This window comes from Microcoleus sp. AT8-A3 (assembly GCF_036705675.1).
Lineage (GTDB): Bacteria > Cyanobacteriota > Cyanobacteriia > Cyanobacteriales > Microcoleaceae > Microcoleus.
In genome coordinates this window covers 50,393-74,634 of record NZ_JAUBVD010000022.1, presented here as the reverse complement: position 1 = coordinate 74,634, position 24,242 = coordinate 50,393, and the positions used below count along the sequence as shown (strand labels likewise).

Here is a 24,242-nt window from a genome sequence, read left to right as displayed (position 1 = left end):
ACTATTTTTTATTGCTAACAAACCTAAGAACAATTCTCAAACATTAGTTTTCACAGGAAATACAAGCTGTTTGAGCACATCCAACCGCGAACAGTCCCAGTAATCGATGTGAGAAACAATTAAACCGTCGCTGTTGACTTTCAGTTCGCTCCTACCGGCGATCGCCATTTTCGGTTTCCAAGGTAGCGGTGCGATCCAGCTCAGAGTCCAGCGAGTGTCTATAGTATCTCCCGATCGCGAAATCCCGTGCAAATCGAGATTTATATCCTGAAAAAAAGTCCCCATAAACCCGATCATTTTGCGGTAGCGATCGACTCCTGTAAATCGATTCACTGGGTCTTCAAAATAAACATCTTTTGCATAGATGCTGTAAGTCTGATTATCGGGAAATCTTTGATAATCGTCTTTGAGAATTTCAATAAGATCCATTATGATTAGCTATTTGCCTGAAATTATTATAATATAGTTTATACCTGCTTGAGAAAAGGCGGACAACTTATGATCGACCTATACACTTTTACCACACCGAACGGCCGCAAAGTTTCGATCATGCTCGAAGAAATAGGTTTACCCTACAACGTGCACGTCATCGACATCACAAAAAACGACCAATTTAGCCCAGAGTTCATCGCCATCAACCCCAACAGCAAAATTCCGGCGATAGTCGATCGAGATAACGGCATCACCGTCTTCGAGTCCGGCGCTATTCTGATCTATCTTGCCGAAAAAAGCGGCAGATTTCTGCCCACAGACAAACAAAAATACTTTCAAGTTATGGAATGGCTGATGTTTCAAATGGCCAGCGTCGGCCCGATGTTTGGTCAGCTAAACCACTTCAAACGCTTTGCACCCGAACAAATTCCCTATGCGATCGGGCGCTACGAAAAAGAAACCTTGCGCCTCTACGGAGTATTAGACACTCAACTAGCAAAATACGAATACATCTGCGGCGACTATTCTATTGCCGACATTGCTACCTATCCCTGGGTTGCTATTTACGAATTTCAAGGATTAACCCTCGACAACCACCCCCACCTCAAACGTTGGGTAGAAACCTTGCAGAAGCGTCCCGCCGTTGAGCGCGGAATGGCTGTCCCATCATTATAAACCCCGCCTCTAAATTGTATTTTCAGGAGGGCAGGACACCCCACAAACAAGTTGACTTTTGTGGAACTCAGAGGTTGCACCATTCTCAATAAGCTTTTTAGGAACAGGCAAGATGCCTGTTCCACAAGAAAATTCCCTCTTTGTGGAACAGGCCGGAAAGCCTGTTCTTGACAATGGTGCAAGATGTGAGGTGGAACGGGCACGCGAGCCCGTTCTTAATCAACAGCGGGCGGGCTCGCGTGCCCAACCCCTACTCCCCACAAAGCAAATTGACTGGTTGTGGAACGGGCACGCGAGCCCGTTCAAAAAAAGCCCTCAAACTCAATCCACGAAATGCTTAATAATCGCCTCAGCAAACTCTGAACACTTCAACTCAGGCACCGGCGGCTCCATCAACCTCGCCAAATCATAAGTAACTTCACCGTTAGAAATTGCCGCTCCCAAACCCTTCTTAATCAAGTCTGCCGCTTCCTGCCATCCCATGTATTCTAACATCATCACCCCGGACAAAATCAGGGAACCGGGATTGACTTTATCCAAACCAGCGTGTTTCGGTGCAGTGCCGTGAGTCGCCTCAAAAACTGCACATTCATCACCAATATTCGCACCGGGGCCCATGCCCAATCCACCGACAATGGCGGCGGCCGCATCGGACAAATAATCCCCGTTCAGATTCATTGTCGCCAAAATCGAATACTCGGCCGGTCGGGTTTGAATTTGTTGGAAAATACTGTCAGCAATTCGGTCGTTGACCATGATTTTTTCTTTCCACTGGCCGCTGCCGTGACTGTCCCAAATTGCAAACAGAACGTCGGCTACTTCTTGACGAATTTTGGCTTGTTTTTCTGGGGTCAAAGCATCGTATCCTGGGTCTATTTGGCGAGCATTATCTTCTAAGCTAATGTCGGGATTTTTTTCTTTGTTGCTCAGAATCCAGGACTCTCTTTCCGTTACGCACTGTTGGCGAAACTCGGTGGTGGCTAATTCATAACCCCAATCTCGGAAAGCTCCTTCAGTATATTTCATGATGTTGCCTTTGTGCACCAAGGTCACTTGCTGCTTATCTCTCGGCAACCGTAAAGCGTGGGTAATGGCGCGCCGTACTAAACGCTGAGAACCTGTTTTGCTAATGGGTTTAATTCCGATGCCAGAATCGAGGCGAATTTGTTTTTGGCCGTGTTCTGGTGTTGCCGGAATTAACTCATTATTGAGGAATTCAATCAATTTTTTGCCGATTTCGCTGCCTTTGGCCCATTCAATTCCGAGGTAAATATCTTCTGTATTTTCCCGGTAAATAATTACGTCTAGGAGTTCAGGAGTTTTGTGTAGCGATGGTGTTCCAGCATAATATTTGCAGGGCCGCACGCAGGCGTAAAGGTCAAAGATTTGCCGCAAAGCTACGTTTAGCGATCGAATTCCGCCCCCGATTGGGGTTGTCAGCGGCCCTTTGATGGCGACTCCGTATTCTTTGATGGCGTCTAAGGAATCCTGGGGCAGATATTGGTAAGTACCGTAGACATCGCAGGCTTCGTCGCCTACATAGATTTTAAACCAGTTGATTTTGCGATCGCCACCGTAAGCCTTTTCTACCGCAGCATCCATGACTTTCTGGGATGCAGGCCACAAGTCAACGCCCGTACCGTCGCCGCGAATGAAGGGAATAATTGGGTCATTGGGGACGATCGGCAAACCGTCTTTGAAAGTAATTTTAGAACCTGTTGTCGGGGCTACAATCTTTTCGTACATATCTTAACAGCGCGGATAGGAATGTTCCCTATTTTGCCACGATTATCTGCCTAAACCTCCACCAATCCTAAATATTTGTATAAATTTAAGTTGGATTTTTGGGCGATCGGCTGCCCGTCACTGTGACTTTTGGGCGATCGCCCATTTAAAAGTTAATTTAAAAAAGTAGCCAAGATAGCAGAATTTTCTATCAAATTTCCCTCTCTATCTTTCAGCGCTACGGTTGAGAGGATGCTGGAAACAAGTCAGTGGATTTTAGATTTTACATTTTAGATTTTTAGATTTACTCCCCAGATTAATCGGGGAGGTTGAACCTTAGTCTAAAATTTTGGGTTGATAACGCACGACTCCTGTCGGAAAGTTGTATGCGTTTTGGGGTGGGGTCAAAATGGTGATTGTAGCCGCCGATGAACGCAAATAAAGGCAGATTATTTTCACAAATTTTGCATTTATTTGCGATATTTTTCCTTCTGCATATTCTTCTTCACAACCCACAAAATACACCAAATGACAATAATCACCACAACTATTTTGGAAACCGGGGCCAGATATTCCTCTACAAGTGTATAATTTTGCCCTAATTTATATCCGGTAAAAGTCAGGAAACTTACCCATAAAAGAGTACCTCCTGTTGAGTAGATTAAAAAAGGAATTAAAGGCATATTATTGATGCCAGCGGGCAGGGAAATCAGGGTGCGAACTCCGGGTACTAGGCGACACAAAAACACGGCTTTGTTGCCGTGTCTGTTAAACCATCTATTTGCTTTGTCAATATCGGCCCCCGATACAGTAATCCACTTGCCGTATTTGTCGGCTAAATTCCTCAAGCGTTCTTCGCTCAATAATTTACCAGCATAGTACCAGGGAAGCGCCCCCAAAACTGTACCGATTACCCCTGCGGCGATCGCCGGTGAAAACTCCATTCGGTTCTGGAATACCGTGAACCCTGCCAGCGGCATAATCAATTCTGAGGGTATGGGGGGGAAAAGATTTTCTAAAAACATCAACAGTCCTATTCCGAAATAGCCCATAGACTGCATTGTGTTAGTTATCCATTCAACCATTTTGATTCCCTAATTTGGTAAGAAGAAGTCATTAGTCATTGCTCGTTCCTAGGCTCTGCCTGGGAACACATATCGAGAGGCTCTGCCTCGACTCCCCATGAGGGAGGCAGAGCCTTGCTGCATTCATTCCCAGGCTGATCCTGGGAACGAGAATACTATGATTAAGTACCCGAAGTCCAAGAGTTTGTGTACTCAATTTGTTCGGCAGTCAAGGTATCAATGTGAATACCCATTGCTTCCAATTTGAGACGGGCAATTTCTTTGTCAACTTCCACGGGAATTGAGTGAATACCAGGCTCTAGTTTGCCTTTGTTCGTAACTAGATATTCGCAGGCTAAAGCTTGGTTAGCAAAGCTCATATCCATCACGGCGCTGGGGTGTCCTTCGGCTGCTGCCAAGTTGATCAAACGACCTTCGCCCAACACAATAATCGACTTGCCATTATTCAGGTGATATTCTTGAGTGAAAGACCGGACTGTTTTCACGTCGGTGCTTTTTGCGCCGAGGGATTTGAGGTCAATTTCAATGTCGAAGTGACCGGAATTGCAAACAATTGCGCCGTCTTTCATTGTCTCGAAATGTTCGGCACGAATGACGTGTTTGTTGCCGGTAACGGTAATGAATATATCTCCGACTGTTGCTGCTTCGTCCATCGGCATGACGCGGAAACCGTCCATCACTGCTTCGATCGCCCGAATCGGATCGATTTCTGTGACAATTACGTTAGCACCCATTCCGCGGGCGCGCAGTGCCGTGCCTTTGCCGCACCAACCGTAACCTGCAACCACAATATTTTTACCGGCTAACAAAATATTGGTAGCGCGGATAATCCCATCTAGGGTAGATTGACCGGTACCGTAGCGGTTGTCGAAGAAGTGCTTGGTGTCGGCGTCGTTGACGTTCATTGCGGGGAAAGTCAGCACGCCGTCTTTCAACATGGCCCGCAGGCGCACGATGCCTGTGGTAGTTTCTTCGGTAGTTCCGATTAAGTCGGAAATTTGGTTCGGGCGGTGCTGGATCAGGGCCGCTACCACGTCGCTGCCGTCGTCGATGATAATATTGGGGCGGTGGTCTAGGGCTGTGTAGACGTGACGTTCGTAGGTAGCCGCGTCTTCTCCTTTGAGGGCGAAGACGGAAATGCCGTAGTCTTCAACTAAGCAAGCTGCTACGTCATCTTGAGTGCTCAAGGGGTTGCTGGCGATCAGTACGGCGTCGCCACCGCCGAGTTTGATGGCGATTGCCAAATGAGCGGTTTCTGTGGTTACGTGGCAGCAAGCAGCCAAGCGAATGCCAGCGAAAGGCTTTTCTTTAGCGAAGCGTTCTTGAATTTGCCGCAAAACGGGCATTTCCCGGCCGGCCCACTCGATACGTTGCTTTCCCAAGGGGGCGAGGGACAAGTCTTTGACTTCGTGTTTAATCTTGACGGATGTAGCAACCATGTATGTTATTTCTCAGAAATCATCAAACTTTGTTAGTTTTAGCAGATTAACCCATCGGCGGGCAAGTGCTGTGATTTTACTCGATCGGGGTCGGCGCTGCTAATCTTAAATTTTGATTAGGTTTTAATGATTAGCGAACGAGTAGATGGAGTCACCCGCACCGTGAGAGTCAAACATTCTTGTCGGGCGATCGAGCTCAATCTTTTGTGTTAGCGTGGCCTTCTTTAATTTTTTGACAATCAAGCATCCAGGATACAAGCCCCCGAATTGATCCGTGGGGTCAAGGCTTCAATCGAAAATCGAAAATCTAAAATCTAAAATCGATTGACACTCTCACTTGGGCTGCTGGCAGTTTGAGCGCCTGCGTGGCGTTCCCAGCTTGGCACCCTGCAGATATCATCAGTTGGTTAGGACTTGGTTCCGTAGGGATTAGTTTCCCGTTCCCAGACATCTTCAAATACTTTTTATCGGAAATATTGTTGCTGTGGCACGAACCGTTTCAATTGGGCGATCGGATAATTGTGGAAGGCTTTGAAGGTACGGTTGAAAAGATTTTGCTGCGTTCAACTCAAGTTATTAGCGATCGGGGAGAGCGAGTTATCGTGCCGAAGGCGATCGTATTTGCCAATTCAGTGCGGGTAAGCTAATCCGCATTTAAATTGCATAGTCAAATAAATCTTTACTTGTGTGGGGAGTAGGGGTTGGGCAGGAGATCGCGCCCTCAATATACAATTTAAATGCACAACAGCTTAGGAATGAGAATTAAATAACTTCCACAAGTTTGTGGGACGGGCGGGACGCCCATCCCACAATAACAATTAAAATTATAAGTTATTTAATTCGCGCTCCTTATTTATTTTTCATTCCTAAAATTCCTCAACCGGTACTGGTGATTTTGTACTCGAACAATTTACCGTGAGTGAGTTTTTAATTTTGAGTTGGGAGAGGGAGAGAGTGGGAGGGTGGGAAAAATCCTCTTGCTTCACGCTTGACTTCTTCCCTCAACCCCCATCCGTTAAATCCGTTAAATCTCGTAGACTTCGCGTTCTTGAAATTCACCCTGACATCAAATCCGCGCTTGGAAAGTCGGGCGTAAAATCGAGTCAACATCCAACACTCAACCATCATTCAGTTTTGCGACCCCGAGTCAACAGTCAACAATTCCCGATGAGTGCAACCAGAATTGATATGACTTCTGCCTTCTGACTTTTCCAATCAAGCAAAAGGCGAGCCGATTTCTCATTAGCGCGCCTCCTAATTGAATTTTATTTTGTAACACGTAAAAGAGGAGATTGTTCCGGTTGACAAAATCATGAAGTCGTCTTGCTAGCGCGACGGCGGCGGGCTGCAACCAAACCACCCAAACCGAGAGCCAAACCAGTCATTGTCATGGGTTCGGGAACTGCTTCTGCGCTGACTGTGAAGTCTTGGAAGTCTGCGTCATTGCCGTTACCGCCATCGTCGAAGGAGATTAGTGTGCCTCCATTGAACAGAGAACCTATTCCGTTTGTGAATTTTCCGGCAGATCCGAAGCTGTTCGTTTCTTCTGTGTTGAGTGCGTCCCACAGTTGCGATTGCGCGCCAAACACTGCTTGCTGGTTGCGCGTATTCAAGGCTGAGGTCGAGTAGACAGTGCCAGCCCAGCCGCTGTTGAGTCCCAAAGTATAAATTTGATTGGCCAGGAATGTGAATACTGTCGAGCCAGAACCCAAGACTGTATTGCCCAGAGTTCCTTTCCATTCGTTACTCGAGCCGTTGTCTGAGGATTTAGTTTCCGAAAACAGGGTGCTAACTAGAGTGGCCGCCGAGTTGTTCACACTGTAGATGCCCAAAGAGGAAGTATACCCACCGTGAGATTCTTTGAAGTTAAACTTGACGCTGGTATCTTGGCTGAATGTGATGCCGTTGGTGCCAAAGGAGAAGGCTTGAGCTGGAGCTCCGGCGCCAAACAGAGCTGTGGCGGCGGCGGTAGCTGTTAGGGCGGATAAGAGTTTGGTATTCATAAACCTGTTCCTTTTGTGCGATCGTCTTAATAATTTCATTATGCGATACTTTGTTTGTATTTGGCGCACTTTAGGTAAAGTTTGACATATTCTTTATCAAGGCTTTACATATCCTTCATAAATTCTCTCTATCACATCTGCGGGCGGGGGATCGATCCCTAATAATACCCACTAAATAATTATAAATATTGTGGTCTGAAACCTTGCAGTCGCGGGCAGGGGAGCGCGGATGAACTTAAGTGATTTGGATCGGGCTTATGGCTACTTTTTTTTATAGTCTCAAGTCTAAATCCTCAATAGCAAACACTTAAGTATAAATACGGTAATATTCGTGGGTACTGACAGTTCCAGAAGTTTTCTATTAACCCTAAACTGGGAATATTTGTTTTTTGGGGCTTATGTATGGGAGTTAAAGTAGTTTATCTATCAGGTAAATTACGTACAAAATGCGATCGTGTGGTCTACGTATTTTGGTTGAATTAAATAGAACCCCTGGTGTGAGATATCCCCAAGATGGGATCGAGAAGATGCAATTTCCGCAGATTGAAGCGGTAAAAGACCGGATTGCCCCTCAACAAAGATTGTATAGAGAAGCTGTGGCCCCGTCTTTGCTCCCGATCGCCCGCATCAAAACAGACCGCTGTAGCGTTCCTCTGCCCAAGGTTCGCCCCGCCGATGGTAGCCGTTGCGTTCCCAAAAACCGAGTTCTTCGGTTTCTGTAAACTCCAGGCCGTTAATCCATTTGGCGCTTTTCCAAGCGTACAGGTGGGGAACTACGAGCCGCATTGGGCCGCCGTGGTCTGCGGATAGAGGTTCGCCGAAGACGGTGTGGGCGAAAAAGTTTTCTTCTCTCAGGAAGTCGGCGATCGCAATGTTAGTCGTGTAGCCGCCGTAGCAGTGTTCCAGGACGTGCATAGCTTTCGGATCGACTTCTATGCAGTTCATAAAATCGGTGACTTTGACTCCCGTCCACTGCACGTCGAGTTTTGACCACCGGGTGACGCAGTGAAAATCCGCAGTAAAGTTACTTTGGGGCATGGCCTGGAAGTCCGACCAACTGAAGGTTTGTGGTTTTGCCAATCCCCAGACTTTAAATTCCCAACTCTCAATGCTGACGGAGGGTGTATCGCCGTAGGTCAGCACAGGAAAGCCGTTGGCGAGGTATTGACCCGGGGGGACGCGATCGATGTTTTCTGATTCTGGCTTGCGAAAAAATTTGCCCAGCATGGATTCACGCTCTACAGTAACTGACTGCAATCCTGAGTATAACTTGCATAGAGGGGCGCATCGCAATTCTTCTCAAGGTAGAAAGCTTTCTGGACTTCTCTAGAAAGAAAAATCCCTAAATCCTGCCTGATGCCAACCTACTTCTGCCTTCTGAGAGAGACCAAGCTAAAAATTATAAAATTTATCACCCCAGCGGATGAATTTCCTAACCTTAAATTTTACCGTAATTAATGGCGCATTTCCGAATCTTTGATGTATTGTTACAATATGCTCAGATGCCATATGTAAAAAAATTGATGGGGTAAAAATCATGATCGCAAGTTGCTTAATTCCGTTGACGATCTGCTTGATTGCTTGGTGGGTGACAGCCGGGACTGACAACAGAACGCTAGACGGAATTCCGGCTCCCATAGCTGCAATTATTGGAATTTGTTCGTTAATTTGGTTGGTGGCGGCGTGTCCTTGGCCTGTTGAACTTGCTCTAGTATTGGCGGTACTGGTTTTGGGCAAAGCTTATTTGCAAAAAATCTTGAAAGTCGGCTGAAATTTTAGGGCTAGCGCTCCTAGGGTTTGCGGGAGCGCGACGATCGAGTGCTGCTACCTTGTTAAAATTTTTTGCAATGTGTCTGGCTAAGTTCTCAAAGGGGGTCGCAAAGGCGGAAAAAACCCTAGAATTGGTGAAATTCAATTTACATATTTTAGTTAAAAATTAGAACATAAAGATGGACAGGAAAACCCGGTTTATCTAAAATAAACCGGGTTTGTGAGGGTCTGAAATTGTCACACATCCAGCAATAATTGCTTAGGAGTGAGACACTCGGAACACAAGACACTGGGTTTCTGAGTCGAGGACTGTTGCTGTATGTGGGTAAAATGTCGATCTGTTAAATTGGCAAGCGATTAATATCTTTGTTAGAACCAATTACTACCATCACCTCGCCTTTTCTCAAGCGTTCGCTTGGCTGCGGATTGATCTCGAACTTGTCGCCACGACCGACTGCTAGCAAATTCAAACCATACCTGCGCCGGAGTTCCAATTCGGAGATGGTTTTGCCATCAAACTTTTCAGGAACTAGCAACTCAACGATGCTGTGAGCTGGGTCGAGGTCAAAGCGTTCTAAAATGCTGGGTTTTGTAAGGAGGCGGGCCAAAGAGCAGCCCATTTCTCGTTCGGGAAAAACTACATGATCTGCGCCGACTTTTTTCAACAGTTTTAAGTGAGTTTCCGAAGAAGCTTTGGCTATTACGTGAGCTACCCCGCCTTCCTTAAGATTTAAGGTTGTGGTAATGCTTTCTCCTAGATAATTGCCGATCGCAACAATTACTGTTTCAAATTCAAATATACCGGCTTCCGCAAGAGCGCTAGGCTCAGTAGAATCTAACTGCAAAACGTGAGCCGCAATGCGATCGTTCAAAGCTTGAGTTACTTTTTTTTCATCGGTGTCAATTCCCAGGACTTCGTAACCCAAACCGTGCAGAGTAGAACACACAGCTTTGCCGAAGCGTCCCAAACCAATAACGGCAAACTGCTTGTTGTCGGCGCGCAAAGTGCGAAAAAAATTTAAAGATGACAGGTTCACTGAATATCCAGCGCTGAGCGTCTTGCTGTTTAAATGTTAGCAGAGACAGCGCCGCCTCCTTTTGATTTTTGGGTAAGTAGTAAAAGTTGATTTGGGTTGTCACCCATTGTTTAGATTATCAGCAACGAGGCAGGATTTTTTATCCCACTAACAAACTTTCCTCAGCATACTTAAAAGGTCTGGGTTTGGGGTCGCCGACAGCGGCACTCATCAGCATCAGCACGCCAACACGACCTATGTACATTGTAGCAATCAAAACCAGCTTACCGATCGCTGAAATCTTGGCTGTAATCCCTGTGGAAAGGCCGACCGTAGCAAAAGCTGAAACTGCTTCAAATAGCACTTCGATAAATTTTAGTTCGGGATTGGTCAACTCAATTAAGATTGCAGATGTGAACGCGACCAACATGGAACCGAAGACTACACTAATAGTTTTTAGAATCATTGCTGGCGGGATTTGACGCTGATAGCACTCCACATCTTCCTGACCTTCGAGAACTGCTGTGGTACAGCAAAACAATATTCTAAAAGTTGTGGTTTTGATTCCGCCGCCGGTGCTGCCAGGACTGGCGCCGATAAACATCAGCGCGACAGTCAGAAATAGCGATGCTTCGCTCATTTTGCCAATGTCAATTGTATTGAATCCCGCCGTGCGGGAAGTAACAGATTGAAACCAAGCTGCCATCACCTTTTGAGGAAAATTTAGAGAGCCGAAAGTTTCTGGGTTGTCGTATTCCAGCACAAAAAAGGCTAGCGTTCCTAAAATCAAAAGGACAGCAGTTGTAGTGGTAACGACTTTGAAATTTAGGGAATAAACTGTGCAGATAGGGCTTTTGTTGAAGCGATCGCGCAGCCACAGGTACAATTCCATAATGACTTGATAGCCGATTCCCCCAAATATGATTAAACTGCAGACTGTGAAGTTAACCATAGGCGAATTGATGTAGCCGATCAAATTATCTGAATAGATGCTAAAACCCGCGTTGTTAAAGGCATTAATGCTGTGAAATACCGCCAACCACAGACCGTCTTTAAATCCGTACTGGGGGACGAAAACCGTCATCAGCAAAAACACTCCTGTTAATTGAAACAAAACGGTTGTTGCTAGAATTGACTGCACGAGTTGCACTACGCCGGCTAGCCCGGATTTGTCGAGAGATTGTTGCAGGGCAATTTTTTCTTTCAAGCCAAAGCGACGGCCCAATAACAGCAGCAAGATAGTCGTGGCTGTCATGTAGCCCAAGGCTCCTATTTCCACCAGTAAAACTAGGCACAGTTGCCCCCAAAAAGAGTAATATTTTCCGATATCTACAACCGACAAGCCCGTGACGCAGACAGCGGAAGTAGAGGTAAACAGTGCTGTTATTGGATCGCTCCAAGTTCCATCAATTGTGGAAAAGGGCATCATCAGCAATAGAGTACCTGCGAGGATGACAGCGAGAAAGCCCAAAGCAATGGTTCGCGAGACAGTCATTCGATTTTAGATTTTAGATTTTAGATTTTAGATTTGGGATTTGAGATTTGAGATTTTGGATTTGGGATTTGAGAGGGAACCCACAAATATATCGTCGGGCTTGAAATCAGGACATCTCTATCTGGCGAAGGCCGGAGACCGATCGAACTCAATCGCCAATTTCTATGACAACAGCGGGAAAATAACGGTAGAATTCCTTTAATAACTTGCGATCCGGCGATGACATCAACACTTTACCAGCAAATTCAGCAACTTTACGACGCTTCTAGCGGTTTGTGGGAGCAGGTGTGGGGCGAACATATGCACCACGGTTACTACGGCCCGGATGGCAATTTGAAAAAAGAGCGCCGACAGGCTCAGATAGATTTGATAGAAGAACTGCTGGCTTGGGCTGGAGTCCCGTCAGAGAAGGCACTGGGTGAATCTTACCGCATTCTCGATGTCGGTTGCGGGATCGGCGGCAGCACGCTGTATTTGACGGAAAAGTTTAGTTCGTTAGCGCAGCCCTCGAAGAGGATCGCTCAAAATAATTTAAAGTTGGATGGCGGGGTCGATCGAGATTTTAGCCGATCGCCCGAACTCAACAAAACGGGCGCTAGCGTTACAGCTACCGGGATTACTCTGAGTCCGGTACAGGCCAACAGAGCGACCGAACGCGCTAAAATTGCTGGGCTTGAAAGCAATGTGAATTTTTTGGTGGCCGATGCTTTGAATATGCCTTTTCCTGACGAGTCATTCGACTTGGTTTGGTCGCTCGAAAGCGGCGAACATATGCCAGACAAAATTAAGTTTTTGCAGGAATGCTGCCGCGTACTCAAGCCGGGAGGAACTTTGATATTGGCAACTTGGTGTCACCGCCCGCTGGGAGAAACGGCGGGTGAATTAACTGATGAAGAGAGAAAGCAATTGGCAGAAATTTACCGGGTTTATGCTTTGCCTTATGTGATTTCTTTGCCGGAATATGAGGAAATTGTCCGCAGTTTGCCTTTGACAAGTATTCGCACGGCTGATTGGTCAAAATCTGTTGCTCCTTTTTGGGATGTGGTGATCGATTCTGCTTTGACTCCGAGCGCGATTTGGGGTTTGCTAACTAGCGGTTGGACGACTATTCAAGCAGCACTTGCTCTCGGATTGATGAGCCGTGGATATCAGAGCGGGTTGATTCGTTTTGGCATGATTTGTGCTGTAAAATAACAGGCATATATCAGAGAATTTTTGAGTTTTGAGTTAATGAGTAAGGTGCGTATTACGCACCCTACAGAATATTATTTTTTTGGCGTGGGTGTGAGATTTATGGGCAATGATTCGATTGGCAAGTCTTGGATTGATAAGAATGGCTCGGCTCCGCAAAGCTGGGTGAGCGCATTTTGGGAGTTTTCTCGGCCGCACACAATTGTGGGTACTAGCTTGAGTGTATTGGCTTTGTACGCGATCGCCCAAAGTTCGCGGCTATTTGTTAATCCTGTACTTTTGCCCCTAGCTTTTGCCTGGTTGGCTTGCATTTGCGGCAATATTTATATTGTGGGATTGAACCAGTTAGAAGATGTTGAAATTGATAAAATTAATAAGCCGTATTTGCCGATCGCGTCGGGAGCGTTTTCTAGGAAAACCGGGGAATTAATTGTAATTGCAACGGGAATTATAGCAATTTTGACTGCTGTTTTACAAGGCCCGTTTTTGCTGGCTACTGTTGGTGTTAGTTTGGCGATCGGGACTGCTTATTCTCTGCCGCCAATTCGGCTGAAGCGGTTTCCTTTGTGGGCGGCGCTGTGCATTTTTACGGTGCGGGGCGCGATCGTAAATTTAGGGTTATTTTTGCACTTTAATTGGGTGTTGGGTTTGGGAGGGGCGAAAAGCGCTTTTTCTGGCTGGAGTTTGGAGAGTGTGTCTTTTGAGATTCCTGCGGAAGTTTGGGTGCTGACGGTTTTTGTTGTGGTGTTTACGTTTGCGATCGCCATTTTTAAAGATATCCCCGACATGGAAGGGGACAAGCAATATAATATTACTACGTTTACGATTGAGCTGGGCAAGCCGGCTGTCTTTAATTTATCTCGCTGGGTGTTGACGGTTTGTTATTTGGGCGCGACTTTTGCGGGAGCGATCGTATTGTCTAATGTTAATTTAGTGTTTCTGGCAGTTTCTCATTTGGCGGCTTTGGGTTTGATGTGGTTTTGGAGCGCGAAAGTTGATTTGGACGATAAAATAGAAATTGCGGCATTTTATCAGTTTATCTGGAAGTTGTTTTTCTTAGAATATCTGATTTTCCCCGCAGCTTGTTTGTTGGGGTAGAAGTTCGGCAACTGATTGTGTAACGGATGTAACGGATGTAACGGATGTAACGGATGTCACTCCGATGGAAGGGGGAAGAAGCAAGAAGGAAGTCGGAAGTTCGGCAACGGATTATGTAACGGATGTAAAGGATAGAAGGAAGAAGGAAGAAGGAAGAAGGAAGAAGGAAGAAGGAAGAAGGAAGAAGGAAGGAAGAGTTAACACATTAGAAGAAGTTGGCAATTACCAGTTAGCGAACTCCCAAACAACTAAGACAACTATGGCTTCTCAAAAAAAATTGCGGAAATCTGCCTGTACACTGGGTGCCGAAGACTCTTTGAAATTAGCTTGGGAACATCACCAAGCGGGACGTTTGTTAGAAGCTGAGAATTTGTATCGGCAAATAATAGAAGTGCAGCCGGAATCAGCAAACGTGCTGTGTTTGTTGGGAATAGCGGCGAGACAGCAGGGAAAGATTGCAGAGGCGATCGACTTTTACGAAAAGGCGATCGCCCAAAACCGCGATTTTGTAGAAGCACATTTAAATAAGGCTAATCTTTTGCTCGATGTAGGCGAGTATCAAAGGGCGATCGCCAGTTACGAACAAGTCATCAAAATCCAGCCCAACTCCGCACTCGCCTACAATAATTTGGGCTGGTCAAAACAGCAATTAGGCGAAATAGATGCAGCTATTTTATATTACCAAGCAGCGCTGCGAATTGACCCCAATCTGCACGAAACAGCGCACAATTTAGGACATATATTTAAACAGAAGAATTACTTAAATGAGGCAATTGCCTGTTACCAGCACGCTTTAAAAATCAATCCAAATTTGACATATTCCCTGATGGGTTTGGGAACAGTTTGGCAGCAGCAAGGTAAATTAGCAGAAGCTCTCAACTGCTACCAGCAAGCGGTAAAACTAGACCCCAACAATCCCGAAGCTCACAACAATGTAGGAGCATTTTTTCACGAACAAGGCAATGCAAAAGCAGCAATATCCCACTACCGACAAGCCCTAAATTTAAAGCCAGATTTCGTGGAGGCTATTAATAATCTCGGACACGCTTTGGTCGATTTAGGAGAATTTCAAGAAGCTTTTTCTTGTCACAGTCGAGCCTTGGAATTGCAGCCAGAAAACGCGATCGCCCACCTGGAATTCGCCTTAACTTTGCTATTGTTCGGAGATTTTCAGCGCGGTTTTGCTGAATATGAGTGGCGGTGGCGCACTCCGCAACTACAACCGAGGCAATTTAAACAGCCGGTTTGGGATGGTTCGGATTTGCAGGGAAAAACTATTTTACTCCACGTCGAGCAAGGCTTTGGCGATTCTATTCAGTTTATTCGCTACGCGCCGATTCTTCGCAGCCGAGGGGCTAAAGTTATGGTGGCTTGCTATCCAGAACTGATGCGGTTGTTTGCGACAGTTGCCGGCATTGAATATTTATCAGTTCGTTTGGAAGGTTTACCAGAATTTGATGTTCACGCGCCGCTGATGAGTTTGCCGCGAATTGTGGGGACAACTCTGGAAACAATACCAGCAAATGTTCCTTATTTATATCCGCCTGCTGAGTGCAAATTTGCGCTTTCTTCTGATGCCAAGTTGAAGGTAGGGATTGTTTGGGCGGGAAGTCCGAAGCGCCGGAAAGACAATCAGCGTTCTTGCAGCTTGAGCGATTTTATTCGATTTTTGGATGTTCCGGGAATTGCTTTTTATAGTTTACAAAAAAACTTGTCCGAGAGCGATCGCACTTTGTTACACCAACACTTAGTGCCGGATTTAACTCCGCATTTGAACGACTTTGCTGATACCGCTTCGGCTATATCTCAACTGGATTTAGTCATTAGTGTCGATACGGCTGTGGCGCACTTAGCTGGTGCTTTAGGAAAACCGGTTTGGGTGCTGCTTTCTTTTGCTCCTGACTGGCGTTGGCTGCTGGATCGCGAAGACAATCCTTGGTATCCAACTGCGAGGCTTTTTCGCCAAAGTCAGCCGGAAAGTTGGCAAGAATTGTTTGAGGAAGTACAGGCGGCTTTGAGTTTATTTGCGATCGCCAATACTGCTAGTTATTCCGAGGAGTCTGCCAAAGATTCGCTTGACTTCGTTTCACTCGCAATGACGGCTAATCATAAGCCTGACCTCGATTATGTAGCTGTCAAAATGACAGGTGCAAGCGTAGTTCAAGAGAGTAAACAAATATTTGCGATTGCGAGCGAAGGGTTAGCAGAAGGCTCTGCAGCTAAGCAATCGCAGGGGATTGAGACATCGATTGCGATCGGAAACAGCGGGGAGAATTTGGTTGTTTTAGAGGATTTATTGCGGCAAGCAGAGCATTTAATGGAAACAGGCGATCGGGAAGAGGCGATCGCCCTTTACGAACAGATTATATCTCTTGAGCCAAATTGCGTTCAAGCGCGGATTAATTTTGGTTTTCTCAAGCAAGAAAAGGGCGAATTAGAAGCCGCTATCCCGCACTACCGAGAAGCTTTAGCCATCGCTCCAAATATTCCTCAAACAGCTTACAACTTGGCCAAGATTTTTGAGGAACAAGGTCAAGCGGAAGAGGCGATCGCACATTACGAGCAAGCTCTTGTAGCTCAACCGGATTTCGTACCTGCACTGATTAATTTAGCCGTGGCGCTGCAAGAAAAAGGCGAACTTTTCAGGGCGATCGAGCTGTACCGGCGAGCGCTGGAAATTAATCCGCATAGCTGGGAAGCTTACAACAATCTGGCAACTGTTTTGCAAGAACAGGGCAATTTAGAAGATGCGCTGGATTATTATCACAAAGCTCTAGAATTGCTGCCGGATTTTGTGGAAGCTATCAACAATTTAGGCAGGACATTTCTGGAAAAAGGTGCGGTAGAAGATGCGATATCCTGCTACAGACGAGCGATTCATTTAAATCCAAATCATGCTAGCGCTCACCTGAATTTATCCTTGGCTTTGCTGTTGGTGGGAGATTTGGAAAATGGTCTCGCTGAATACGAGTGGCGCTGGCAAATTAAAGAATTTCACACTGGTCATTCCTGTTTTTTGACGGGGCCGGATAATAGTGTTTCGGCAAGAGAATACCGGCCTCTATGGGACGGTTCTGATTTGCTGGGAAAGACTATTTTGCTGCACGCCGAACAAGGTTTAGGTGATTCGCTTCAGTTTATTCGCTACGCTGCGATCGTCAAAAATAAAGGCGGTAGGGTTATTGTGGGCTGTTACCCGCAATTGCACCGTTTATTTGCAACGGTTGAGGGCATTGATTTGCTAATAGTTAAAGGGGAGCCACTGCCGGAATTTGACGTGCAAGCGCCGATGTTGAGTTTGCCCTATATTCTTGGTACAAATCTGCAAACAATCCCGGCAAATACTGCTTATTTATCTCCGCCAGCGGGTGCTGAATTTGGACTTTTGCCCGATCGCACTTTGAAAGTTGGGATTGTCTGGGCGGGGAATCCAAAACACCGCAAAAACAAGCAGCGTTCGTGCAGTTTGAGTCAGTTTCTGCCGCTTTTGGACGTTTCGGGGGTAAGTTTTTACAGCTTGCAGAAAGAGGTTTCTGAGGCCGATCGCGCGCTGTTGAATCAAAGGTCGATCGTAGATTTGAGCCCGCATTTTGGCGATTTGGCCGATACTGCTGCTGCGATCGCCAAACTGGATTTAGTCATTAGCGTCGATACCGCTGTCGCCCATTTGGCGGGGGCTTTGGGCAAACCAGTGTGGATTTTGCTGGCGTTTTCGCCGGATTGGCGGTGGCTGTTGCAGCGCGAAGATAGTCCTTGGTATCCGACGGCGCGGCTGTTTCGCCAGCATCAGCGGGGCGACTGGGAGGACGTTTTCGATCGGGTGGCGGAAGCTCTAGGCGCGGTTGCTGCTGCATTTGTCCCGTCGGATGGGGCGGATGCAGAGTTTCGGTTGGGCGTGGATTTGCAGCAGCAAGCCGATTGGGGCGGTGCGATCTCTTGTTACGAGCGAGCGATCGCGATCGATCCTAATTACGCAGCCGCGCACAGCAATTTAGGCGTTGTTAAACAGCATACCGGCCAGCTAACAGAGGCGATCGCGCACTACCGACAAGCCCTCTTCATCGACGGTAATTTGGCGGAAACTGCGAGCAATTTGGGCAGCGCGCTCGCGGAAGCAGGGGAGACTGAAGAGGCGATCGCAGAATATCAGCGGGCGCTTTCTTTGAACCCGAATTGCGCGGAAGCGCTGATTAATTTGGGCCTGTTGCGGGAAGAGCAAGGGGATGTGGCGGAGGCTATAAGCTGCTACGAGCAAGCGATTCAAGTCAATCCTAATTGCGCGGCGGCTTATTTGAATTTGGGAATTGCTTTGGAGGCACAAGGGGAGGATGCGATCGCGAATTACGAACGGGCGATCGCGAATTACGAACAGGCGATCGCGCTCGCTCCCAATGATGTGGAGGCTTTGCAGCATTTAGCATACGCCTCGATCCGACAGGGCAAAATTTCCGATGCGATCGCATACTACGATCGAGCTCTGGCGCTGCAACCGGATTGGGCAGAAACTGATCTCGCTTATCTGAGTTCACTGTCTAGCCCAGATAAGTTGGATGAGGATTTAGCTGTTTGCCAGCAAGCGATTCAGGCATCGCCAGCCAGTGCACAGGCTCACGGCAATCTGGGAATTGTCCTGCACAAACAGGGCAAAATTGAAGATGCGATCGCCTGCTACCAGCAAGCTTTGAGGCTGAAACCCGACTTTCCACAAGCTTTGAACAATCTCGGCAAAGCTTTTGAGGAAGCGGGAAATATGGCAGAGGCGATCGATTGTTACCGTCGGGCGATCGTACTCAAACCCGGTTATATCAATCCCCTCACCAGTTTGGGAAGTGCTTTGCACGATCGCGGACAATTTGCGGATGCTCTCACCTACTACAGCCAAGCAGTTAAATTTAATGTCGCTAGCCCCGAATCTCACCTAAATTTAGGTTTAGCTTTGCTGCTGGCGGGAGATTTTCAGCGTGGTTTTTGCGAGTACGAATGGCGACTCCTAGTTAAAGAAAAACAGTTCCGGCGCCACAACTTTATTCAGCCGGTTTGGGATGGTAAAAATTTGGAGGGAAAAACTATTTTGCTTTGCCCGGAACAGGGTTTAGGCGATGCAATTCAGTTTATCCGCTATGCAGATTTAGTCAAACAAAAAGGCGGTAGGGTAATTGTTTGGTGTTTGCCGCACTTGCAGCGCTTGTTTGCAGAAGTTTCTGGAATCGATGCGTTAATAGTTAATCCAGAGGATGCGCCGGATTTTCAAGTGCGCGCGCAGCTCATGAGTTTGCCTCATCTTCTGGGAACAACTTTAGAAACTATACCCGCCAAAGTTCCTTATTTAGCTCCGCCGCCCGGTTGGGAATTTACTCTCAATCCAACTACTAATTTGAAAGTGGGAATTGTATGGTCAGGAAATCCTAAAAATTCCCAAAATAAGGTGCGATCGTTACCGCTAAAATTGTTGACAAAACTGTTAGATATTCCGGGAGCAGATTTTTACAGCTTGCAACAGGAAATGACAGCAGACGATCGCGCTTTGTTAGAGCAAATAGCCGTAACAGATTTAAGCTCTTATTTGCACGAATTGGCGGATACTGCGGCGGCAATCTCGGCTCTGGATTTAGTGATTTCTGTAGATACTTGTGTGGCACACTTGGCTGGTGCTTTGGGCAAACCCGTGTGGATTTTGCTGTGTTTTGTGCCGGATTGGCGGTGGATGTTGCAACGCGAAGATAGTCCTTGGTATCCCACGGCGCGGCTGTTTCGCCAGTCTACAGCGGGAGATTGGGAAGGAGTTTTAGAACAAGCTGCTTTGGCGCTGAGAGAAAGAATTGTCCAGCATAAACCAGCTATACCGCCCAGAGAAAGTCTAACCAATATTGAATTATATCAAAGACAGTTTAATCAGGGAAATATTCTCAAGGCGCAAGGAAGATTTGCCGAGGCGATCGCTTATTTTAAAAATGCTTTGGTTTTGCAGCCAAATTCGATAGAGACCGCCACGAATTTGGCAGTGACGCTGCACCAAACAGGCGATTTAGCCGAAGCTGCCACCTATTATCAGCGCGCGAGCGAAATTGACCCTAACTGCGCTCAATCTCACAATAACTTGGGTATTTTGCTGCAAGATCAAGGCAATATAATGGCTGCTATATCTTGCTTTCAAAAGGCGATCGCCCTGAATCCGGTTTACGTCAAAGCTCTCAACAATCTCGGCGCGATACTCCAGCAGCAGGGCGAGTTGCCAAGTGCGATCGCGTGTTTTCATCAAGCACTTTCTGTCAATTCCAATTACGTGCCGGCGCTGGTAAATTTGGGTGCGGCGATGCAAACACAATCTCAGCTAGACGAGGCTCAACGGCTTTACGAGCGGGCAATTGAAGCAGAACCTAACAATCCTGCAGGACACTATCACCTGGGAACGTTACGCTTGGGGGCGGGAAAAATAGAACAGGCAATTTCTAGCTTGGAACGAGCCATATCTTTGAACCCTAATTATCTAGAAGCTCTTACTAATTTAGGCAGTGCTGTTGAACAATTAGGAGACGTAAATCGAGCAATTTTGTGTTACAGTAAAGCTCTCGAACTTGATGCAAATTGTGTTAAAAGTCACTTCAATTTAAGCTTAGTTTTGCTGTTAACTGGGGACTTGCCGCGCGGTTTAGCAGAATACGAGTGGCGGTGGCAAACAGAACAGGCGAAAAAATTGCCACGGTTGAATTTTAATCGACCAGTTTGGGATGGTTCAGATTTGAATGGGCAAACTATTTTGCTCCGATCCGAACAAGGTTTGGGCGATGCTATTCAATTTGTGCGATACGCAGCCATTGTGCAGCGAAAAGGCGGCAAAGTAATCCTTTCTTGCTATCAAGAACTGAAGCGTTTATTTAAGCAGATTCCTGGCATCGAACAAGTGGCGGTTCGGATGGATGAATTGCCCGATTTCCAAGTGCAAGCACCGCTGATGAGTTTGCCTCATATTCTGGGAACAAATTTAGAAAATATACCCGCAAATGTTCCTTATTTAGCTGCGCCGCCGCATTGGCAATTTTCTCTAAATTCCGATGGCAATTTCAAAGTTGGGATTGCGTGGGCGGGAAGTTCGGAACATTTGAAGGATTTTCAGCGATCGAGCGATTTAAGCTATTTCCTGCAATTGTTAGATGTTCCCGGTGTAAGTTTTTACAGTCTTCAGAAAGACTTATCGCCTGAAAATCGTACTTTGTTAACTCAAATTCCCGTGATAGATTTGAGCGACAATTTGAACGATTTTGCCGATACTGCGGCGGTGATATCGCAACTAGATTTAGTAATTTGCGTGGATACTGCGATCGCCCACTTAGCCGGTGCTTTGGGTAAACCCGTATGGATTTTGCTGTGTTTTATGCCGGATTGGCGGTGGATGTTGGAACGTGAAGATAGCCCTTGGTATCCGACAGCGCGGCTGTTTCGGCAGCAAACACCGGGCGATTGGGAGGAAGTATTCGATCGCGTAAAAACAGCCTTGCTAGAGAGCATAAAAACAGCCTTGCTAGAGAGGGCGAGCACGGGGGCACCGCCCCTACAATCTACTCGTTTCCAGGCTGTGCCTGGTAACGGAGATACCGAAGCTTCGCCTCGATTTGCCTTATCGCCGCCACAGGTACAATTTTACATAGCAAAGGCCTTAGAAAAACAAGGTAAAAAAGCAGAGGCAGCCGCTCGTTATGAACAAGTAATTGCCGCCTCACCCAGCCACGCAGAAGCCCACAGTTGTTTAGGTTATCTCAAACAGGAAAACGGGCAAATAATCGAGGCAATTTCGCATTACAAACAAGCGCTAGAAACCGATCCCAATCTGAGCGAAACAAACTTATATTTGGGTTCCGCCCTCGAAGAACAAGGAAAAGTCGCAGAGGCGATCGACTTCTACAATAAAGCAATTCAACTACGTCCCAACTCGCCAAATTGGCGCTTGAGACTAGCCTTAGCTTTGCTCTTAACTGGAAATTTTGAGCGTGGTTTTGCGGAGTACGAATCGCGCTGGCAAACTCAACAATTGGATCCGCGCTCTTTTGAGAAACCACTTTGGGACGGCTCTGATTTGCAGGGAAAAACAATTTTATTGCACCCTGAACAAGGTTTTGGTGATACGATACAATTTATCCGCTACGCAGCTTTAGTTAAGCAAAAAGGCGGCAAAGTTATTGTGGCTTGTCATGTCTTGCTGAAGCGTTTATTTGAAGGAATTGCCGGAGTCGATCGAATTGGAGTCAAGCCGAGCGATTTGATAGATTTTCAAGTGCAAGCCCCGCTGCTAAGTTTGCCCAGAATTCTGGGAACTACTTGGGAAAATATACCGGCGAATATTCCTTATTTAGCACCGCCACAGGATTTTAAATTTTATTTAAAGCCGAACAATAAACTCAAAGTAGGTATCGTGTGGGCGGGCGGCCCGCTGCACCGCAACAACCATCGGCGATCGTGTAAATTGAGCGATTTTGTGAATTTTTTAGATGTTCCTGGAGCTAGTTTTTATAGCCTTCAGAAAGATTTATCACGGGGCGATATTACTTTATTAAAGCAACACCAAATTGAAGATTTGAGCGAACATTGCGTCGATTTTGCCGACACCGCAGCAATTATTTCGCAACTCGATTTAGTAATTTGTGTAGATACTTCTGTCGGGCATTTGGCTGGTGCTTTGGGCAAACCAGTCTGGATTTTGCTGTCTTTTGTGCCCGATTGGCGCTGGATGCTGGAACGCGAAGATAGCCCTTGGTATCCCACTGTGCGTCTGTTTCGCCAGCAAAAAGCCGGTGATTGGGATGGAGTGTGCGATCGTATAAAAGCAGCCTTGCTAGAGAGGGCGGGCACGGGGGCACCGCCCCTACAATCTACTCGTTACCAAGCTCTGCCTGGTAACGCATATTCAGAGGCTCCGCCTCGGCTTCAACCCCCAGAAACTCCCCCACAAATTACCGGAATGGGCATCAGTTGGCCGATCGGCATCACCAGCGGCTGGGGAATTTACGCCCTGAATTTAACACTACAACTGCGGCAAAATCCTGCCTGGGAAGTTGCACTTTTAACACCGCCATCAATCACCTCAGAATCGATGAATCCGCTGCATAAATCGCTGTTGTTACCTGTCATTGAAAAGCACAAAAGTTTTCAGGAATTAGTAGCAACCAATTCCGACAAACAAATCAGTTGTAATTTTCCCGTACTTTACGCTTTAGGGAATAATTTAGCATCCTCTGGAGTTGACAATCAAATTACCAGCGATTGTCAAATAGGAGTCATATTTTTTGAAGACACGCGAATCACAGCAGAAGCACTAGAAACAGCCAAAAAATATAGCGTGATTGTCGCCGGTTCTAACTGGAATGCCGATGTTTTGAGAAGCTGCGGCTTGACTAATGTGGCGATGGTACATCAAGGAATTGACCCAACAATTTTCCATCCTGCACCCAAATCTAATCTATTTGGCGATCGCTTCGTCATTTTCTCCGGCGGCAAACTGGAATATCGCAAAGGTCAAGATATTGTAATTGCCGCTTTCAAACGATTTCGCGCCAAACATCCAGAGGCTTTGTTACTAACAACATGGCACAACTTCTGGCCTCAGTATATGCTAGGAATCGAACAAACTGGAAACGTTGCGGGACTTCCCAATATCAACCGGGACGGAAGTTTAGGAATTTCGCAATGGTTAGTGGCTAACGGTTTGCCCGTTGACTCTTTTATCGACATAGGCTTAATTCCCAATCACCTCACCGGACAAATTTTGCGAGAAGCCGACTGCGCTGTTTTCACCAACCGCTGTGAAGGCGGTACTAATTTAGTCGCGATGGAAAGTATGGCCTGCGGAATTCCGACTATTTTATCAGCAAATACTGGTCATTTAGACTTGATTTACAGCCACATTTGCTATCCTTTATGGAGTCAAGGACGAGTTAAACTAACTCCTCCTTTTTCCGGTGTAGAAGGTTGGGGAGAGTCTGATGTGGCAGAAGTTGTCGAGGCTTTGGAGCAAGTTTATACTAATCGGCAACAAGCTAAAAGTCGCGGTTTAGCAGCGGCTAATTTCATGCTGGATTGGACTTGGGAAAAACAGGTTAAGCGTTTTTTGGATGTTATATCAAATTCGATTTAACAATCATCTTTTTACGGCGAATAGAATTCGATCCTCCACAAACAAAGTTTGTTTTTGTGGACTCAATAATAAAGAATCATATCATGTCCGATCGATCGCCCATAATACAATTGCCGGGGCGGGTTTGTGAGATTGTCCGTTTTTGGCAAATATTATTGGTGAACCCGCCCCTACAGGAATCAGGGTA

General features: G+C 46.4%; 14 protein-coding genes. 6 read left to right on the top strand and 8 right to left on the bottom strand.

Annotation, left to right across the window (positions count from 1 at the left end; translation table 11 throughout):
- Window positions 1-36: 36 nt before the first annotated feature.
- A complete protein-coding gene (locus tag QUB51_RS15160; RefSeq protein WP_333053182.1) occupies window positions 37-429 on the bottom strand; it encodes a DUF2358 domain-containing protein in 393 nt (130 codons plus the stop codon).
- 69 nt (window positions 430-498) lie between these two features.
- On the opposite strand from QUB51_RS15160, the gene QUB51_RS15155 reads away from it, so the two are divergent.
- Window positions 499-1,107: a glutathione S-transferase N-terminal domain-containing protein gene (locus QUB51_RS15155; RefSeq protein WP_333208294.1), complete on the top strand. Its 609-nt coding sequence runs from the start codon at window positions 499-501 to the stop codon at window positions 1,105-1,107.
- A 321-nt stretch (window positions 1,108-1,428) separates the two neighbouring features.
- On the opposite strand, the gene QUB51_RS15150 is transcribed toward QUB51_RS15155, so the two are convergent.
- The 3 genes from QUB51_RS15150 to ahcY all read right to left on the bottom strand — a co-directional run bounded on the left by QUB51_RS15150 (window position 1,429) and on the right by ahcY (window position 5,356).
- The gene (locus QUB51_RS15150) at window positions 1,429-2,853 is read right to left on the bottom strand and encodes an NADP-dependent isocitrate dehydrogenase (protein ID WP_333262243.1); all 1,425 of its coding nucleotides are present in this window, start codon (window positions 2,851-2,853) and stop codon (window positions 1,429-1,431) included.
- A 449-nt stretch (window positions 2,854-3,302) separates the two neighbouring features.
- Entirely contained in the window at window positions 3,303-3,917 is a 615-nt protein-coding gene (locus QUB51_RS15145) for a DedA family protein (protein ID WP_333053186.1), read from the bottom strand.
- A gap of 161 nt (window positions 3,918-4,078) precedes the next feature.
- Window positions 4,079-5,356 carry an adenosylhomocysteinase gene (gene ahcY / locus QUB51_RS15140; protein ID WP_333047387.1) on the bottom strand — a complete coding sequence of 426 codons (1,278 nt, stop codon included), beginning with the start codon at window positions 5,354-5,356 and terminating at the stop codon, window positions 4,079-4,081.
- Window positions 5,357-5,709: 353 nt separating this feature from the next.
- Here ahcY and QUB51_RS15135 point away from each other — a divergent pair, with 353 nt between their 5' ends.
- Window positions 5,710-6,003, top strand: coding sequence for a mechanosensitive ion channel domain-containing protein (locus tag QUB51_RS15135; RefSeq protein WP_333053187.1), 294 nt, complete (start codon window positions 5,710-5,712; stop codon window positions 6,001-6,003).
- Between the two features lie 663 nt (window positions 6,004-6,666).
- Here QUB51_RS15135 and QUB51_RS15130 read toward each other — a convergent pair.
- Window positions 6,667-7,359, bottom strand: coding sequence for a PEP-CTERM sorting domain-containing protein (locus QUB51_RS15130; RefSeq protein WP_333232161.1), 693 nt, complete (start codon window positions 7,357-7,359; stop codon window positions 6,667-6,669).
- A gap of 627 nt (window positions 7,360-7,986) precedes the next feature.
- Window positions 7,987-8,586, bottom strand: coding sequence for a sulfite oxidase-like oxidoreductase (locus QUB51_RS15125; RefSeq protein WP_333053320.1), 600 nt, complete (start codon window positions 8,584-8,586; stop codon window positions 7,987-7,989).
- A 310-nt stretch (window positions 8,587-8,896) separates the two neighbouring features.
- On the opposite strand from QUB51_RS15125, the gene QUB51_RS15120 reads away from it, so the two are divergent.
- Window positions 8,897-9,130 (top strand): hypothetical protein, encoded by a 234-nt coding sequence (locus tag QUB51_RS15120; RefSeq protein WP_333053190.1) that lies wholly within the window; start codon window positions 8,897-8,899, stop codon window positions 9,128-9,130.
- 340 nt (window positions 9,131-9,470) lie between these two features.
- Here the strand turns inward: QUB51_RS15120 and QUB51_RS15115 are convergent, their stop codons facing one another.
- Together QUB51_RS15115 and QUB51_RS15110 are read right to left on the bottom strand one after the other, a co-directional pair.
- Window positions 9,471-10,166 (bottom strand): TrkA family potassium uptake protein, encoded by a 696-nt coding sequence (locus QUB51_RS15115; protein ID WP_333053191.1) that lies wholly within the window; start codon window positions 10,164-10,166, stop codon window positions 9,471-9,473.
- Window positions 10,167-10,305: 139 nt separating this feature from the next.
- The gene (locus QUB51_RS15110; protein WP_333208297.1) at window positions 10,306-11,640 is read right to left on the bottom strand and encodes a TrkH family potassium uptake protein; all 1,335 of its coding nucleotides are present in this window, start codon (window positions 11,638-11,640) and stop codon (window positions 10,306-10,308) included.
- A 219-nt stretch (window positions 11,641-11,859) separates the two neighbouring features.
- Here QUB51_RS15110 and QUB51_RS15105 point away from each other — a divergent pair, with 219 nt between their 5' ends.
- The 3 genes from QUB51_RS15105 (at window position 11,860) to QUB51_RS15095 (ending at window position 24,055) form a co-directional block, all read left to right on the top strand.
- Window positions 11,860-12,834 carry a methyltransferase domain-containing protein gene (locus QUB51_RS15105; RefSeq protein ID WP_333208298.1) on the top strand — a complete coding sequence of 325 codons (975 nt, stop codon included), beginning with the start codon at window positions 11,860-11,862 and terminating at the stop codon, window positions 12,832-12,834.
- A gap of 36 nt (window positions 12,835-12,870) precedes the next feature.
- Window positions 12,871-13,929: a homogentisate phytyltransferase gene (locus tag QUB51_RS15100; protein ID WP_333208299.1), complete on the top strand. Its 1,059-nt coding sequence runs from the start codon at window positions 12,871-12,873 to the stop codon at window positions 13,927-13,929.
- A 64-nt stretch (window positions 13,930-13,993) separates the two neighbouring features.
- A complete protein-coding gene (locus tag QUB51_RS15095; protein WP_333262246.1) occupies window positions 13,994-24,055 on the top strand; it encodes a tetratricopeptide repeat protein in 10,062 nt (3,353 codons plus the stop codon).
- The last annotated feature ends 187 nt before the right edge of the window (window positions 24,056-24,242 follow it).

Excerpts from the sequence above, each read along its gene's own strand:
- QUB51_RS15160 (WP_333053182.1), bottom strand. The coding sequence starts at position 429 with ATGGATCTTATTGAAATTCTCAAAGACGATTATCAAAGATTTCCCGAT.
- QUB51_RS15155 (WP_333208294.1), top strand. The coding sequence starts at position 499 with ATGATCGACCTATACACTTTTACCACACCGAACGGCCGCAAAGTTTCG.
- QUB51_RS15150 (WP_333262243.1), bottom strand. The coding sequence starts at position 2,853 with ATGTACGAAAAGATTGTAGCCCCGACAACAGGTTCTAAAATTACTTTC.
- QUB51_RS15145 (WP_333053186.1), bottom strand. The coding sequence starts at position 3,917 with ATGGTTGAATGGATAACTAACACAATGCAGTCTATGGGCTATTTCGGA.
- ahcY (WP_333047387.1), bottom strand. The coding sequence starts at position 5,356 with ATGGTTGCTACATCCGTCAAGATTAAACACGAAGTCAAAGACTTGTCC.
- QUB51_RS15130 (WP_333232161.1), bottom strand. The coding sequence starts at position 7,359 with ATGAATACCAAACTCTTATCCGCCCTAACAGCTACCGCCGCCGCCACA.
- QUB51_RS15125 (WP_333053320.1), bottom strand. The coding sequence starts at position 8,586 with ATGCTGGGCAAATTTTTTCGCAAGCCAGAATCAGAAAACATCGATCGC.
- QUB51_RS15120 (WP_333053190.1), top strand. The coding sequence starts at position 8,897 with ATGATCGCAAGTTGCTTAATTCCGTTGACGATCTGCTTGATTGCTTGG.
- QUB51_RS15110 (WP_333208297.1), bottom strand. The coding sequence starts at position 11,640 with ATGACTGTCTCGCGAACCATTGCTTTGGGCTTTCTCGCTGTCATCCTC.
- QUB51_RS15105 (WP_333208298.1), top strand. The coding sequence starts at position 11,860 with ATGACATCAACACTTTACCAGCAAATTCAGCAACTTTACGACGCTTCT.
- QUB51_RS15100 (WP_333208299.1), top strand. The coding sequence starts at position 12,871 with ATGAGTAAGGTGCGTATTACGCACCCTACAGAATATTATTTTTTTGGC.
- QUB51_RS15095 (WP_333262246.1), top strand. The coding sequence starts at position 13,994 with ATGGAAGGGGGAAGAAGCAAGAAGGAAGTCGGAAGTTCGGCAACGGAT.